At 62.2% G+C, this 15,207-nt stretch carries 10 protein-coding genes; 5 read left to right on the plus strand and 5 right to left on the minus strand.

Annotation, left to right across the window (positions count from 1 at the left end; translation table 11 throughout):
* The first annotated feature begins 261 nt into the window (after positions 1–261).
* Complete coding sequence (locus FHS09_RS11250; RefSeq protein ID WP_183459851.1) at positions 262–768, plus strand: CPBP family intramembrane glutamic endopeptidase; 507 nt, start codon at positions 262–264, stop codon at positions 766–768.
* Positions 768–1,076 carry a hypothetical protein gene (locus tag FHS09_RS11255; RefSeq protein ID WP_183459853.1) on the plus strand — a complete coding sequence of 103 codons (309 nt, stop codon included), beginning with the start codon at positions 768–770 and terminating at the stop codon, positions 1,074–1,076. Before FHS09_RS11250 ends, FHS09_RS11255 begins: the two co-directional genes overlap by 1 nt.
* Positions 1,077–1,109: 33 nt before the next feature.
* Here the strand turns inward: FHS09_RS11255 and FHS09_RS11260 are convergent, their stop codons facing one another.
* Positions 1,110–1,367, minus strand: coding sequence for a glutaredoxin family protein (locus tag FHS09_RS11260; RefSeq protein ID WP_343057473.1), 258 nt, complete (start codon positions 1,365–1,367; stop codon positions 1,110–1,112).
* Between the two features lie 2 nt (positions 1,368–1,369).
* Positions 1,370–2,233 (minus strand): FHA domain-containing protein, encoded by an 864-nt coding sequence (locus tag FHS09_RS11265; RefSeq protein WP_183459858.1) that lies wholly within the window; start codon positions 2,231–2,233, stop codon positions 1,370–1,372.
* Between the two features lie 298 nt (positions 2,234–2,531).
* Between FHS09_RS11265 and FHS09_RS11270 the strand changes: the two genes are divergently transcribed.
* Positions 2,532–3,458 carry a protein phosphatase 2C domain-containing protein gene (locus tag FHS09_RS11270; protein WP_183459859.1) on the plus strand — a complete coding sequence of 309 codons (927 nt, stop codon included), beginning with the start codon at positions 2,532–2,534 and terminating at the stop codon, positions 3,456–3,458.
* Positions 3,459–3,479: 21 nt separating this feature from the next.
* Positions 3,480–5,900 (plus strand): bifunctional serine/threonine-protein kinase/formylglycine-generating enzyme family protein, encoded by a 2,421-nt coding sequence (locus FHS09_RS11275; protein WP_183459866.1) that lies wholly within the window; start codon positions 3,480–3,482, stop codon positions 5,898–5,900.
* Positions 5,901–6,106: 206 nt separating this feature from the next.
* On the opposite strand, the gene rlmKL is transcribed toward FHS09_RS11275, so the two are convergent.
* Positions 6,107–8,293: a bifunctional 23S rRNA (guanine(2069)-N(7))-methyltransferase RlmK/23S rRNA (guanine(2445)-N(2))-methyltransferase RlmL gene (gene rlmKL, locus FHS09_RS11280; RefSeq protein ID WP_183459868.1), complete on the minus strand. Its 2,187-nt coding sequence runs from the start codon at positions 8,291–8,293 to the stop codon at positions 6,107–6,109.
* 381 nt (positions 8,294–8,674) lie between these two features.
* Between rlmKL and rmf the strand changes: the two genes are divergently transcribed.
* Positions 8,675–8,926, plus strand: a complete 252-nt coding sequence (gene rmf / locus FHS09_RS11285; RefSeq protein WP_183459871.1) for a ribosome modulation factor — start codon at positions 8,675–8,677, stop codon at positions 8,924–8,926.
* Positions 8,927–9,015: 89 nt separating this feature from the next.
* On the opposite strand, the gene FHS09_RS11290 is transcribed toward rmf, so the two are convergent.
* Both FHS09_RS11290 and FHS09_RS11295 read right to left on the minus strand, forming a co-directional pair.
* The gene (locus FHS09_RS11290) at positions 9,016–10,056 is read right to left on the minus strand and encodes a quinone-dependent dihydroorotate dehydrogenase (RefSeq protein WP_183459873.1); all 1,041 of its coding nucleotides are present in this window, start codon (positions 10,054–10,056) and stop codon (positions 9,016–9,018) included.
* A gap of 88 nt (positions 10,057–10,144) precedes the next feature.
* Entirely contained in the window at positions 10,145–15,034 is a 4,890-nt protein-coding gene (locus FHS09_RS11295) for an NAD-glutamate dehydrogenase (RefSeq protein WP_183459937.1), read from the minus strand.
* Between the last annotated feature and the right edge of the window lie 173 nt (positions 15,035–15,207).

Here is a 15,207-nt window from a genome sequence, read left to right on the forward strand (position 1 = left end):
TTAAATAAGTAAAGAAGATGGAAATCATTTCTAACGAAAACTCGCATTGGGATACCACAGCGGGCACAGAGAAACTTCAGCCGCGTCCCTGGCCTGCAGCGGGCTGGCTTTGTATCTTCGCGATGCTGCACTTTGTGGACGTATTTCTATATATACTACCTGGACGCACAACTGGAGGCCCAAGGCCAATTTGTCGATTCGGCAGCGATACAGGCACAGATACAAGCGCATATACAGTCGCCAGCGGCGCTGGTGGGCAGTATGACCCAGTTCTGCCTGCTGCTGCCGGCTGTTCTGCTGGTGGCGCATTTCAGGCAGCAGTCCCGCTGGGAAACCCTGGCAGTGCGCCGATTCCCGCTGAAACCCTTGGAGAGATGGCTACCGGCGCTGCTGGTGTTTCTGGCCGTACAGATGCTGTTGGTGCAAGTACTGGATATCGATCCGGGAGAGTTCATGAAGTCGCTGGCAGGCAGCCGCCACCTGCCGCTGGTACTGATGATTGCTCTGGCGGCGCCGCTGCTGCTACCTGTTCAGCGCCTGGCGGCACACGCGCCTTGGGCTCTCTGGCACCCTGCTGCTGACTTCGGTATTGTTTACCTCACTGCACTTTGGCCAGTACCACTGGGCCAGCTGAGCTTTATTTTCGCCCTGTCGCTGCTATTGGGCCTGGCGCGGGAGAAAAGCGGCTCGGTGCTACTGCCGATTCTGCTGCACGCGGGCAATAACCTGGCCAGCGCTATTACGGTGATCTACCTGGGGACAGCTTGATGCATTTTACTCAAAGGGAAATCCGCCTCATCCGTACCGCCGAGCGGTGGGTGAGGCGGCAACGCAAGCTACAAGTAGCCATAGGTTTGGCATTCTTACTTCTATCGGCGGCACTTTTGTTCGGTGTAGTCAATTTCGAGACGATCCCCCCCTCACTGTATGTGGTGTTTGCAATAGCAGTGGTTGGAGCCGGTTCCGCCCAATCGCCACGGTACGAAGTCCTGGCGGCAATATTGTCGGAGAAGCTGGCGCAACAGGAGCCAAACTTCCCAGTGGATGAACTGGCCGGCAAAGTGCGGAAAGGTTGAGCTCGTGGTGCAGTTTCGCCTGCAAGCCGGCTCCTACAGTTCCGGGAGCCGGCGCAGGAGCCATTCCCGTAGCTGCTGCCGATCAAAAGGCCAGCCGCAGACATCCCCCGGATCCCCCAGCCCCACCAGTGGGATACGCGTTTCGAAGCGGTCCAGCAGTTGGGAATCGTCGGCGATGTCCACTTCACGCAGGCGAAGCTGGAATTGCTCCAGCAGCGGCCAGATCTCCGCTTTGGCTTTTTCGCACAGAGTGCAGCCCAGGGTGGTGTAGAGGATCAGGTCTTTCGGCACCGTCAGATCAGCCCCTGGTTGTGCGCCCAGAAATAGCCGACCGCCGCCGCGGTGAGCAGCAGGCCGCCCACCCAGATCCAGCCGCTGCCGCCGCCCTCAGCCAGCGCGGAATCGCCCTCGTAGCGGCGCCGTTCCCGCGTGGGTTCCGAGCCGGAGACCGGTTGCGGGCGCGCCGCAGCCGCCCGCGCCGCATCCGCGGTTGCCGGTTTGTCCTGGGGCAGAGATACCGCCGGGCGCACTGTGGTTTTATCGCGGTCATCCGCAGGACCCACCACGCTGAAGCTGAGGGTATCGAAACGCAGTTCGTCCCCGCGGCGCACGCGGCTCTCCACCACACGCCGGTTGTTCAGGTAGGTGCCGTTGGCGGAACCCAGGTCGATTACAAACAACAGGCCCTCGCGCACTTCCAGGCGCGCGTGCCGGCGGGACAGATGAGATAGGGAAAAAGTGATATCGCACTCGTCTGAGCGGCCCACCACACTGGTTTCCCGTACCGGGAACACCCTGCCGGCAATCGCCGGGTGGTTGGCGCGCAGCGCCCAGGAAACACCGCTGCCGGCGCTGGCTTTGAGTTTGGTCACCTTGGGATCCAGCACCGCGAGTATGCGCCCGCCGATCTTTACCTGGTCGCCCAGTTGTAGCGGGCAACTGCCCTCCACCGGCTGGCCGTTGACTGCGACCAAGCCGGCACCGGCCAGGTTGTGCAGGGTGAGTTGATCGTCCTCCACCGCCACCTCGGCGTGCAACTTGGCCACGGCGTCGTCCGCGATGGTCAGATCACAACTGCCGGCGCGCCCGATGGTCACTTTCGGCGCTACCAGCCATACGCTCTGGCTGGCGTCCTTGAGATCGCAAAGTTTGAACATATAAGATTCCCCGGTGATCAATAAGCAATGATCAATAAGCAATGAACAAAAATCCACTGGCAACCAACAGTCGATCACTGTTCATTGATAACTGGTTGCCGGCGCGAGTTTATCACGAGGAATTTGCCCCGCGTGTGATTCCGTTTGCAGCCCGCCGCGCCCCTGGGTTCTAATATGCACGGCACGCAGACAGGGATAGACCACCGGGGCGGACACAGGCTGGACCGCTGCAACCGCTGCAGAGTCGAGCAGACACACCGACAACCGGGTTAACCACAATAAAGGTAGTTGCACGCCAGTGAGTGAAGCCAAAGTACGCGAGGTATCGCGGCACAGCGGGACGGTCAAGCGCGCCAGCGGCGCCGGGCGGAGCGCCAGCGCCACCCACCCCGGTTACAAGCGCGAACAGAACGAAGACGCATGCTGGGCCGACGAGCAGCGCGGTGTCTGGGTGGTGGCCGACGGCCTGGGTGGCCACCAGGCCGGAGAGATCGCCAGCAAGACCGTGGTGGAGGAAATCCAGCGCTCCGCGGCCAGCGACCGCCACTACGAGCGAGCCCTGCAGCGCGCTCACGCCCTGCTCCTGGGGGACGAACAGAATACTGCCAATATGGGCTCCACCGCCGTGGTCGTGGCAGAAGACGGTGCCTACTTCCATATCTACTGGGTGGGCGACAGCCGCGCCTATCTCTGGACTCCCGGAGAGGGCGGCGGCCAACTGAAGCAGCTCACCAACGACCACTCCTACGTGCAGATGCTGGTGGATTCCGGTGCAATCAATCCGCTGGAAGCCGCCAACCACCCCAACCGCCATGTAATCACCCGCTGTATCGGCGGCAGCGCCAATCCCAGCCTGGAGATAGACCGGGTTTCCGCCCCCTGGCGGCCGGGACAGAAACTGTTGCTGTGCAGCGACGGCCTCAGCGCCGAGGTGGAGCCGGAACAGATAGCCCAGGTTCTTGCGGCCAACAGCGACAACCGCCGCGCCGCGGACCTGCTGGTGGCCGCCGCGCTGGACGCCGGGGGAAAGGACAATATCACCGTACAACTGATCAGCGCGCCGGATAAGACGCCAGCAACATCCGGAAAGTGGACTTTCCGCACAGGCCGTACGCCACACCCTTCCGCGCCCCGATCGAAATTTCGCGGCAAAATACTCCCTGTCCTGAGTGCGCTCGCCCTGTTGGGCCTGCTGGCTACACTGGTCGCCCGGCAGTTTGGGTAAAGAGGCAAGGAATAGGGTTCAATGGAAGTCGTCAGCACCAATACCGCCAATACCGCCACATCGCTGGAAATCCCCGGCTACCGCATCCTGAAGAAGATCAACCAGGGCGGCATGTCCACCGTGTACCTGGCTATCCAGCGCAGCGTTGGCCGCCAGGTGGCGCTCAAGGTCATGTCGCCCGTGCTCAACGCCGATCCGGTGTTCAGCGAGCGCTTCCAGCGCGAGGCCAATATCGTCGGCCAGCTCTCCCACCCCAATATCGTCGGCATCCACGATATCGGCCGCTACCGCAGCCTCAACTATATCGCCATGGACTACATGCCCGGTGGCTCGGTCTCCGATCGCCTGTCCGAGGGGAGTATAGATCCACTGGAGGCGCTGAATATCATCCGCCAGATCGCCACGGCGCTGGATCACGCCCACGGCAAGGGCTATGTGCACCGCGACCTGAAACCGGAAAACATCCTGTTTCGCGAGGACGGCTCCGCAGTACTCACCGACTTCGGGGTGGCCCGGGCAATCGCGCGGACCACACGCATGACCAGTACCGGTATGGTGGTGGGCACGCCCCACTACATGAGCCCCGAACAGGCCCGCGGCACCGCCATCGACGGGCGCGCCGACCTCTACAGCCTGGGTGTGGTGTTCTACGAGATGCTCGCCGGCGCAGTGCCCTTCCAGGCGGACGAGGCGGTGGCCATCGCCATCAAGCACCTCACCGACCCGATCCCCAAGCTGCCGGCGCGCCACTCCCTGTATCAGAGCCTGATCGACCGCTTCCTGGCCAAGGACCCGGAACAGCGCTTCCAGCGCGGGCTGGACGTGGTGGACGCCATCGACCAGTTGATAGCCACCCTGGCCGGCAAGCCCTCGACCCAGGCCACCCAGCTCAACAACACCTCGGTGCGTGTCTCCAGCCTGCTGCGCGCCCTGCTGATGACCCTTTACGGCACCCTGAGCGACCAGATCGCCGCCGCCTGGGCCCGCTGGCGCGACAAACCCCTGCACGAAAACCACCCTCGCGCCGAGCAGGCAACCATCATGCGCATCCACCAGGTGATCCAGCAGGCGCCGCCGCGCAAGCGCCGCCAGTGGCTGTTCGGCGGCCTGGTGTCGGTATCCCTGGTGTTCGGCTGGATGCTGTTCAGCCTGATCGGCTACAAGCTGCAGTGGCAATCCGGCTCTTCCCTGCTGGACAGCGCCAGCGACTACACCGCCTCTCTGCTGGTACCGGAACAGGCGCCCGCAGCGGTCCCCAAAACCCCTCTGGTGGCCGCAGCGGCACCCAGCGAACCGGAGCCCGAACAGGAGGCCCCACAGGCGCCCCTTCAACAGAGCATCGAACCGCCGGCCCCACTGGAAGAGATCCCCACAACGGATACCCCGGTGGAAACCGCCAGGACCGAGGAAACCGAGCCGGAGACCGAGGAATCCTCCGATACCATCCCAAGCGAAGAAGGGACTGCGGCCATCAAACCCGTGGTGGAAACCCCGAAATACCGTCTCACCGTGCAGCCGCGGCCCCGCGATGCGCGGGTGCGGGTCATGAACATCAATCCCCGTTACCGCCCGGGTATTCTTCTGGAGCCGGGCAAGTACGATCTGGAAGTGAGCCGACCCGGCTATACCACGTTGCGCCGCTGGATGGAGATAAAAGATAGCGACCTCACGGTGCCGGTAACTCTGGAACGCGCCTACTACCCCGGCAAAAAGATTCGCTCTCCCCTGCCGGACGGCGGCACCGGCCCGCAGATGGTGGTGATCGGGGCCGGCAGCTTTACCATGGGCAACGACCAGCGCGACGCCTCCAGCCCGGCGCATCGGGTCACCATTGGCAAACCATTCGCCATCTCCACTTACGAAATCACTTTCGACGAATACGACCGCTATGCCAAGGCCACCGACGCCGCCCTGCCCGGCGATGCCGGCTGGGGCCGCGGCGACCGACCGGTAATCAACGTGAGTTGGCGGGATGCGCGGAACTACGCCCGCTGGCTGTCCGGCCAGACCGGACGCCGCTACCGCCTGGCCAGCGAGGCCGAGTGGGAGTACGCCGCCCGCGGCGGTGTGTCGTACCCCTTCTGGTGGGGCGGCAGCGAAGCCCGCGGCAAAGCCAACTGCCGCCGCGGCTGCTCCAGTGAGTTCAACGGCCTGTTCAGCTACTCCAGCGCGCCCGTGGGCCACTACCAGGCCAACCGCTTCGGCCTCTTCGACACCGCCGGCAATGTGGCCGAGTGGGTAGAGGATTGCTACCTGAACGGTTACGGCCAGAGCCGTAACGACGGCCAGCCGGTGGTGGTAGACAAATGCGAGCTGCGCAGCGTGCGCGGCGGCTCCATGCGCGAACCCCTGGACAATATCAGTTCCGACTACCGCACCGGCCTGAGCGAACACACCGTTTCCAAGACAGTCGGCTTCCGCGTGGTAATGGAACTGGAATGAGTGGCCAGCGGTGAGTATTCAGTGGATACTCTGATCTGCCCGGTGGGCGGAGGCGGCCAGATCTCCGGCACAGGAATATGCCTTATCAATGCGGAATTTTGTGCAGCAGAACGGCCGTTGGCCGCGATCGGCCATTCAGGCCGGCGAGATGCAATCGCGGCCAACGGCCGCTGCTACACCGCTATGTCAGATCGCACATCCCACATTCACCCTTCATCGTTTCGCCTGATTTCCCAAACATTGTGAATTTTCGGATTGCGCTGAAAATCCCTGTCCAGCAGCGGTAAATTCTCCACCCGAAATTCCGCACAAATAGCTTCGTCCATTTTGAATGTGCGCAAATTATTGGAAAAAACCAGAGAACCCCCGGGGGCCAGTAAAGCCATGCACTGGCGGATCAATTTTGGGTGGTCCCGCTGAATATCCAAGACGCCGCGCATTTTCGCCGAGTTGGAAAAACTGGGCGGGTCCATGAAAATCAGGTCGTAATGGCCGCGACGGTTCTGCTGCGCGGCTTCCAGCCACTGCAGGCAGTCCGCCTCCACCAGTTGGTGCCGGTAGGGGTCCAGGTTGTTGCGCTGGAAGTTGCGCGCGCTCCATTCCCGGTAGGTTTTCGACATATCCACGCTGGTGCTCTGCACGCAACCGCCCAGCGCCGCCTGTACCGTGGCGCTGGCGGTATAGCAAAACAGATTGAGAAATTTCTTCCCCGGGGCCAGTTTGCGCAGGTACTGACGCACCGGGCGGTGGTCCAGGAAGAGCCCGGTGTCCAGGTAAGCCCACAGGTTTACTTCCAATTGCGCGCCGTACTCGTCCACCCAGAAGGCGGAGGCGGTATCGGAGTGTTTGCGGTACTGGCCACCACCCTTGTGGCTGTGACGGCGGCGCTCTTTGATGCTGATATTTTTCCCGGACAGCTCCAGCACCGATTGAACCGCGCGCACCAAGTCGCGCAGCCGCGCTTGGGCCTTTTCCTCCGGGATGTTCGCCGGCGCCTTGTACTCCTGTACATGGGCAAACAACTCGCCTTCCAGCGAGTGGTAGAGGTCGATCGCCGCAGCGTATTCCGGCAGGTCCGCGTCGTACAGGCGGTAGCAGCTTATGCCGCTCTTCTGCGCCCATTTGCCTGTGGTGCGCAGGTTCTTGCGCAGCCGGTTGGCCACCATCTCCACTTCCGCAGAAAGCGTTCGACGCCCCTCCTCTTCCACCCGGCTTTCTGAGGACTGCTCGCGGATACGAAACAGTAGCAGCTGGCTGGGAATACTGCCGTTGTACAGCTGGTACTGCTTGTGGGAGCGCAGGGCGGTGGCGTGGCCCAGCTCTGGGTTGCCGGTAAAAATGCCCACCGACCAACCGGGGAATTCCTTTTTCAGCTGCCGACCCAATTCCGCGTAGGTCTCGCGCAGTGCTTCCTGTTCGCCCAGGCGCTCGCCATAGGGGGGATTGGTCAATACCAGTCCGGGTTTCACTTGGCGGTGACTGGGCACCTTGAAGGCCGCCACCGGACGACAGCTGACCCGCACCTGCTTTTCCAGCCCGGCGCGGGCGATATTGGCCTCGGCGGCAAACAGAACCTTGGCGTCGGCGTCATAGCCGCGGATTTCCGGCAGTTCCCGTTCCAGCCCCTGCCGCCGGCGCTCCAGCGCCTCTTCGCGCAGCGGCATCCACAGATCGCTCTGGTGGTTGAGCCAGCGCTCGAAACCGAATTCCTCGCGCAATAGTCCCGGCGCAATATCCGCCGCCATCATCGCCCCTTCGATGAGCAGGGTACCGGAGCCGCACATGGGGTCCAGCAGCGCGCCGCCATCGGCGGCGATGTCCGGCCAGCCGGCGCGCAACAGCAGTGCAGCAGCGAGGTTCTCTTTCAGGGGCGCAGCGCCGATATGGGTGCGGTAGCCGCGCCTGTGCAGGCTCGTGCCGCTGAGGTCGATGGCGATATCCAGCGTGTCCCGCTGCAGGCGCAGGGCCACGGTCAGGTCCGGATGTCGGCGGTCTATCTCCGGCCGCGCACCGCTCTGGCGGCGCAGCCGGTCGACGATGGCGTCCTTGGCCTTCTGGGCGCCGAACTGGCTGTTGCGGATCTCCCGGTTGGTACCGGAGAACTGCAGCCAGAGTACGCCGGAGGGATTGATATGCTCCTCCCAGGGAATCCCGGCCACGGCGCGATACAGATCTTCCGCATCGGCAATCCGGACCTGCCCCAGGCGCAGCAGCACGCGATTGGCCAGGCGGCTCCACAGGCAGCAGCGGTAAGCCAGTTGCAGGGAACCGGAGAAGTGCACCGCGGCGGGCTGTTCGCGGGTCGTGCCGGCGCCCAGGGCGCGCAGCTCCTCCGCCAGCAGGCTCTCTAGGCCCCGGGGGCAGCTGGCGGTAAAGTCGATAACGTCAGTCAAAATCCTGTCTCTCACTCAAGCGGAAACTGTGCCGACAAGGCGACAAGGCGACAAGGCGACAAGGCGACAAGGCGACAAGGCGACAAGGCGACAAGGCGACAATTTTGGGAAGATTTCCCCGCTATGCAAATTTCTTCTATTACCATTTCTCTTCAGATGAAAGCGTTCGTTCACAGGCCAGGTGCTTTTTGCTCTACTGGGGGCTGCGCTCATAACCGCCAGCTCAAAGGATGCCAACCGGTTCCCGCAATGTGAACCCAACAGTGCACAGCGAATGAAACAGCGCGCGGCGGCGAGCGCTTTTTTATTTCACGGGTTTTCACCATATCCTTGAATATCGGGGAGTGAAAACCTGCGAACGGCAAGAGGTGCCCAAACCTTATGAAACGCCAAAAACGCAACCAGTCCGACAGAGCCTTCTACAAAGGCTATCTGGCCGCCACTCAAAACAAAGCCATGGATAATTGTCCCTTTGAAAATGAAGAGCTTCACCAAGCCTGGATCAATGGCTGGCGGGAAGGCCGGGAGGATTACTGGAACGGGTTTGAAGGTTCAGTCACAGCGCAAAAACTGGAAACCTACCGAGCGGTAACCACCAATGTGCACCATCCGGACGGCTGGAGCACTATGTAGCGGCCCGACCCGTCTCGGGGGACGCATACCGCAAGGCGCAAAGTGACTATCCACCTCCCCGGGTTCCATACTCGGGGATCAGGGCCATATTAGCGACCGCCCGCCCCCTGCTGGCGCAAAATGGCAATCGCCTCCACCACCTCTTTCACCAATGCCGGACCACGGTAGATAAAGCCGGAGTAAATCTGCACCGCGGTGGCACCAGCGCGAATTTTCTCCACAGCACTGGCGCCGTCAAAAATACCACCGACGCCAATGATCGGAATCTGCCCACGCAGTTCCCGCGCCAGCTGTGCAATCACCCGGGTGGACTTCTCCGCCAGCGGCCGACCACTCAGGCCACCCTCTTCCCTGCCGTGGGGAAGATGGGCCACCGAGGACTTGTCGACAGTGGTGTTGGTAGCGATCACCCCTTCAATCTCATATTCGCGCAACGATTCGGCGATCCGGGCGATGGCCTCGTCATCGATATCCGGCGCTATCTTCACCGCCAGTGGCACCGAGCGGCCACAGCTCTGGGCCAGTTGCAGCTGCTTCTCCTTGATCTCGCCCAGCAGCCGGTCGAGGCTCTCGCCGAACTGCAGGTCCCGCAGCCCTTTGGTGTTGGGGGAGGAGACGTTGGCGGTGATGTAGTCCGCATAGGGGTAGACTTTTTCCATGCACAGGCAGTAGTCGTCCGCCGCCCGTTCCACCGGAGTATCGAAATTCTTGCCCACATTGATGCCGAGTACGCCGCCGTAACGGCGACGCTTGACCCGCTGCACCAGGTAATCCACCCCCAGGTTGTTGAAACCCATGCGATTGATAATCGCCTCCGCCTCCTGCAGGCGGAACAGGCGCGGCTGCGGATTGCCCGGCTGCGGGCGCGGAGTCACCGTGCCCACTTCCACGAAGCCGAAGCCCAGGGCGCCAAGGCCGTTGAATGCCTGGGCATTCTTGTCCAGACCCGCCGCCAGGCCCACGGGGTTGGGCAGAGTGAGGCCCATCAACTCCACCGGGTCATCCGGAACCGGTTTGCTGAACAGGTTGATCAGTCCCAACCGCTCAGCTGCGCCGATGGCGTCCAGGGACAGGTGGTGGGCCCGTTCGGGATCGAGCGCAAACAGGGCTTTGCGCAGATGTGAATACATGCCTTTCCTTAATAATTCTGTCGTTTTACCTGTAGGAGCGGCCGTTGGCCGCGATCCGCAGCAGTTCGATCGCGGCCAACGGCCGCTCCTACACCAGCGACTCCTGGTCCGCGGTGGCGTTGGCCAGGTACATCAACTCGCGCAGGGCCACGGTAAACATGGCGAAGTCCCCCCCCGGCGCGGACTTGAGTTCCGCGAGGATGTTGTTCCAGCGCTGTATCGCCGGCGCCATGATATCGCCCCAGAGGGCCATGGCGCCATCCACATCCAGGTTCCCATCCCCAGCCAGGCGCAGGATATTCACCGCCAGGCTGGAGAGCTGGCCATCCAGATCGTCCATACTGGTCTCGCGGGCCTGCGTCTGCCAGAAGGTGTCCATCGGCAGGGCGATAATCTGGTTGCCGAACCAGTGCAGGTCCAAGGCGTCTGCCAGGCGGAAGTAGATACTTGCCACCTCCTCCACCGGCCGCTCGCTTACGAGGGCGGATTGGGAAATTCCCAGTGCCGAATAAAGATGAGTGGGCGAAGCCGCCAACAGCGCCACCGGCTCCGGTACACTGGCTTCCAGCAGGCTCTGGTAATGCTCTTCCCACTCCCGGCGCGGCTCACCGCTCAGCACTTCCGGCAGCGCCGTGATCACCCGTTGCACCGATTCCTGAAATAGTCTGCGCTCCTGTGCCGGCTCCAGTTCGCCGCGGCGGTTGCGGATAAACCAGCGCGCGGCGCGGCGCACGCGGCCGATCATGGAGTTGAGCAGCTCGAGCTGCAACTGGGAGGAAACCTTGTAGTCCAACTCAGCCACGCTTTGCTGGAACTCATCCATCAGGTAGACGTCCCGCGCACAGATATAGGCGGCGGCGACAGTGTCGATATCCGCACCGGTAGCACCGCTCATGCGGTGATAGAAGGTAATCCCCATATTGTTGACCAGTTCGTTGGCCACCTGCGTGGCGACGATCTGGCGCCGCAGCGGATGGTCGTAGACCAGCTCCCGGTAGCGGACCACCAGTTCCCCGGGGAAGGCGGATTCCACCACCTCCTGCACCCGTGGATTGTCGGTGATCTGGGCGTTGAGCAGCTCTTCCTTCAGTTTCACCTTCACGTAGGAGATGAGCACCGAAAGCTCCGGGCGGGTCAGGTATTGGCCGCGGTTCTGGCGCTCGTTGAGCTGCTCATTGTCGGGAATAAATTCCAGTGCGCGCCGCAGGCGGCCCTCGCTCTCCAGGGCGTTGATGGTCCGCCGGTATTCGTCGATGCGCGCAGCCACCTGGAATTCCGCCACGCTGAGCGCGCGGGTCTGGTTGTAGTTGTTATTCAACACCAGCTCCGATACCGAGTCGGTCATTTCCTCCAACAGCTGGTTGCGCTGCTTGTCGGTGAGGTCACCGTTGGCCACCACCTTGTTGAGGAGGATCTTGATGTTCACCTCGTGGTCGGAGCAGTCGACGCCGCCGGCATTGTCGATAAAATCGGTGTTACAGCGGCCGCCGTTGAGGGCGAACTCGATGCGCCCGCGCTGGGTCATGCCCAGGTTGCCACCCTCGCCGAACACCTTGGCGCGCAGCTCGCGGCCGTTGACCCGCAGCACGTCGTTGGACTTGTCCCCCACCTGGGCGTGGGACTCGGTGCCGGCCTTGACGTAGGTGCCGATGCCGCCGTTCCAGATCAGGTCCACCGGTGCCCTGAGCATGGCGCTGATCAGCTCGTTGGGATTGAGCTGGTCCGCTTCGATGTCGAAGGCTTTTTTCATTTCCGGGGTGATCTTTATCGACTTGGCGCGCCGCTCGAAAATACCGCCGCCTTTGGAAATCAACTTACTGTTGTAGTCAGTCCAACTGGAGCGCGGCAGTTCGAACAGGCGCTTGCGCTCGGCGAAACCCGCCGCGGCATCCGGCTCGGGGTCGACAAAAATGTGCAGGTGATTGAAGGCACCCACGAGGCGGATATGCTCCGACAGCAGCATGCCGTTGCCAAAAACATCGCCGGCCATATCGCCGATACCGATCACCGAAAAATCCTCGCTCTGCACGTCCACGTCCATCTCGCGGAAATGCCGCTGCACCGACACCCAGGCGCCGCGGGCAGTGATACCCATCTTCTTGTGGTCGTAGCCCTGGCTGCCTCCGGAGGCGAAGGCGTCGCCGAGCCAGAAGTCGTACTCGGCGGCGATACCGTTGGCGATATCAGAGAAGGTAGCGGTGCCCTTGTCCGCGGCCACCACCAGATAGGGGTCATCGCCGTCGCGACGGATCACCTGTTCGGGAGTCACCACCTCGCCGTCCTTGAGGTTGTCGGTAATATCCAGCAAGCCGCGAACAAATGTCTGGTAGCAGGCGATCCCCGCTTCCATGATCGCCTCGCGGCTGCCGTCCACCGGGGGCTGGCGCACCACGAAGCCACCTTTGGCGCCGCTGGGAACGATCACCGCATTCTTGACGTTCTGCGCCTTTACCAACCCCAGTACCTCGGTGCGGAAGTCTTCCAGGCGGTCGGACCAGCGCAAGCCGCCGCGGGCCACCTTGCCGCCGCGCAGGTGCACACCCTCAACCCGCGGTGAGTAGACGAAGATTTCGAACTCCGGGCGGGGCTCGGGAATACCGGGAATTTCCCGCGGGCTGAACTTGATGGAGATATAGTCTTTGGGCTGCTCGTCCTTACCCAGTTGGAAGAAGTTGGTGCGCAGCGTGGCCAGGATCAGTTCCAGGTAACGGCGGATCACTTGGTCTTCGTTCAGGTTATCGACACCATCGAGCCCGTCGTGGATTTTTTTGATCAGCCGCTCCACCCGGGTCTGGTCCTGCCGGTCGCCGCTGATGCGCGGATCGAACATGGCGCGGAACAGCGCCACCAGATTGCGGGTTATCTCCACGTGGTTGGCCAGAGTGGCGGCGATATATCCCTGGCTGGCACTGAATTTGGTCTGTTTCAGGTAGCGGGCGTAGGCGCGCAGCATGGAGACCTCGCGCCAGTTGAGGCGCGCCGCCAGTACCAGGCGGTTGAAGGCGTCGCTCTCAGCCACATTGCTCCAGATAGCCGCGAAGGCGTCCTGGAACAGGCCGCGGGAGGCCTGGGCGTCCACACGGGTGGGCAAGCCGAACTCCAGGTAAAACTCGTGCATCCACACATCGGCGGCGGCGTGGGGACGAATGGTGTAGGGGAATTCACCGATCACCCGCAGACCCAGGTTTTCCAGCACCGGAATCACATCGGACAGGGTGAGCCCGCTGCCCCAGTTGAACACCTTGAAGCGCAGGCTGCCCGCCGCCGCGCCCACCGGCTGGTAGAAACTCATGGCCACGCGGTTCTGCTCGTTCAGGTCCTGAATCGCGGCCACATCCTGCACCGCGATGCGCGGCTCGAAATCCTCCCGGTAGCCGGCGGGGAAGGCGCGGCCGTAGACACTGTAGAGGCGGTTGCCCTCTTCCTCGCCGTGGTTTTCGATCAGGGATTTTTGGAATACGTCTTCCCAGGAGCGGGTAATGTCCACGATTTGCGCCTCCAGTCGCGCTACGTCGATGTCCACCGGCTCGCTGGGGGAAACGCGAAACACGAAGTGCACCCGCGCGAGAATGGACTCGGAAAAATAGGTGGTGAAATCGGACTCCTTGGCCTTGACGGCCCTGGCGATATGCTCGCAGATCTGTTCGCGCACAGTACTGTTGAATTGTTCCCGCGGCACATACACAGTGGCGGTGACGAACTTGCCGAAGGGGTCCCGGCGCATAAACAGGCGGATATGCGCGCGCTCGTTCATGCTCAGCACGCCCATCACCGTGTGGAACAGTTCCCGGGTGCTGCTCTGGAAGAGTTCGTCGCGGGGAAAGGTATCCAGGATGCGGCGCAGCGTCTTGCCGTCGTGACTGTGGGGCGCGAGAGCGCTGGACTCCATCACCGAGGCCATCTTGCGGCGGATGATCGGGATCTTGGCCGGGCTCTCGGTGTACACCGGCGAGGTGTACAGGCCCATGAATGCGGACTCGCCGATCAACTCCCCTTTGGCGTCGTAGCGCTTGATGGTGACATAGTCGGAATAGGCGGCGCGATGCACCCGGGACTTCACCGACGACTTGGCGAAGGTGAGGAAATTCGGGCCCTGGTAGAACTTCTGCTTGCCCTCGTTGAAGGCGTATTCCGGCGTGGGCTCCGCCGGCTCCTCCAGCTTCTTGAAAATCCCCAGGCGGCGCTGTTCCACCTCGCAGAGGACCTTCTTGTTGTCACCCTGCTGGCAGAATTCATATTCGCGGTAGCCGAGGAAGGTGAAATTGCCGTCGCGCATCCACTGCAGGAAGGCGCAGGCCTCCTGCAGGTTGCCGTCGCCCTCGGCGAGCCCGCCCCCGGCCAGGCCTACGTGCAGTTGGTCTTCCATAGCGCTGCAGGTGTCGAGCATGGGTAAATAGTCGTCCACCACCAGCTCCACATCCCCGAGCACATCTTTCAACGCCACGACCAGATCCGCGGCGTGCCCTGTCGAGGTGTCCAGGTTGATCTCCACATAGATCAGCGCCTCGCCGGATACATCCGCTCCGGGCTCCTCTCCGACCTGACAGCGCGGCAACAACTCCAGCAGCTTGCCGCCGCGGCCGCGCCGCAGATGCAGTATCGTGCTCTTGATGGAGTGGATCACCGTGTTGCGGCGGTTGATTTCCATGCGTACCGAGTCCACCAGAAATGGCATGTCCCGCTGCAGCACCCCCACCACCGTGTGCGAACACTCCCAGCCGTCATCCTCCAGGCGCGGATTGCATACCCGCACCTTGGGGGTATCCGGAGCGCGGTCCTGGATAAAGTTCCACCAGGTGTAGATACAGCCGTATATGTCGGCCAGGCGGCGGCCGGCCAGGTCCTCCATCGGGTACTGGTGCAGGAACTGCCCGGCAAAATCCACCACCGGCTCCGCCTCCCCCGCAAGCTTTTCCCGGATCAGTGCTGTCAGCTGCTCCAGCAGCTCTTCGCGGCTGTCGGTAATCACCGTCGCCATATTCACGGAAAACCTCCTATTGATTCGCAGCCCTCGGCCGCGGATATTACTGTGTTATGTCGGGCCGGCGTTTCGAGCCGTTGAACTCCGCGCCGCACCAACTGTCTACAATTCGTCCAGCGGTTGCCTCATCTGCAACCGCCGTTAAAATCAACGCGCCCGCAGCCCTTTGT

This window comes from Microbulbifer rhizosphaerae, from assembly GCF_014191725.1.
GTDB classification, from domain to species: Bacteria; Pseudomonadota; Gammaproteobacteria; order Pseudomonadales; family Cellvibrionaceae; genus Microbulbifer; species Microbulbifer rhizosphaerae.

Bases quoted from the DNA above. Each gene is read 5' to 3' on its own strand.
- FHS09_RS11295 (WP_183459937.1), bottom strand. From the start codon at position 15,034: ATGGCGACGGTGATTACCGACAGCCGCGAAGAGCTGCTGGAGCAGCTG.
- FHS09_RS11265 (WP_183459858.1), bottom strand. From the start codon at position 2,233: ATGTTCAAACTTTGCGATCTCAAGGACGCCAGCCAGAGCGTATGGCTG.
- FHS09_RS11275 (WP_183459866.1), top strand. From the start codon at position 3,480: ATGGAAGTCGTCAGCACCAATACCGCCAATACCGCCACATCGCTGGAA.
- rmf (WP_183459871.1), top strand. From the start codon at position 8,675: ATGAAACGCCAAAAACGCAACCAGTCCGACAGAGCCTTCTACAAAGGC.
- FHS09_RS11290 (WP_183459873.1), bottom strand. From the start codon at position 10,056: ATGTATTCACATCTGCGCAAAGCCCTGTTTGCGCTCGATCCCGAACGG.
- FHS09_RS11250 (WP_183459851.1), top strand. From the start codon at position 262: ATGACCCAGTTCTGCCTGCTGCTGCCGGCTGTTCTGCTGGTGGCGCAT.
- FHS09_RS11255 (WP_183459853.1), top strand. From the start codon at position 768: ATGCATTTTACTCAAAGGGAAATCCGCCTCATCCGTACCGCCGAGCGG.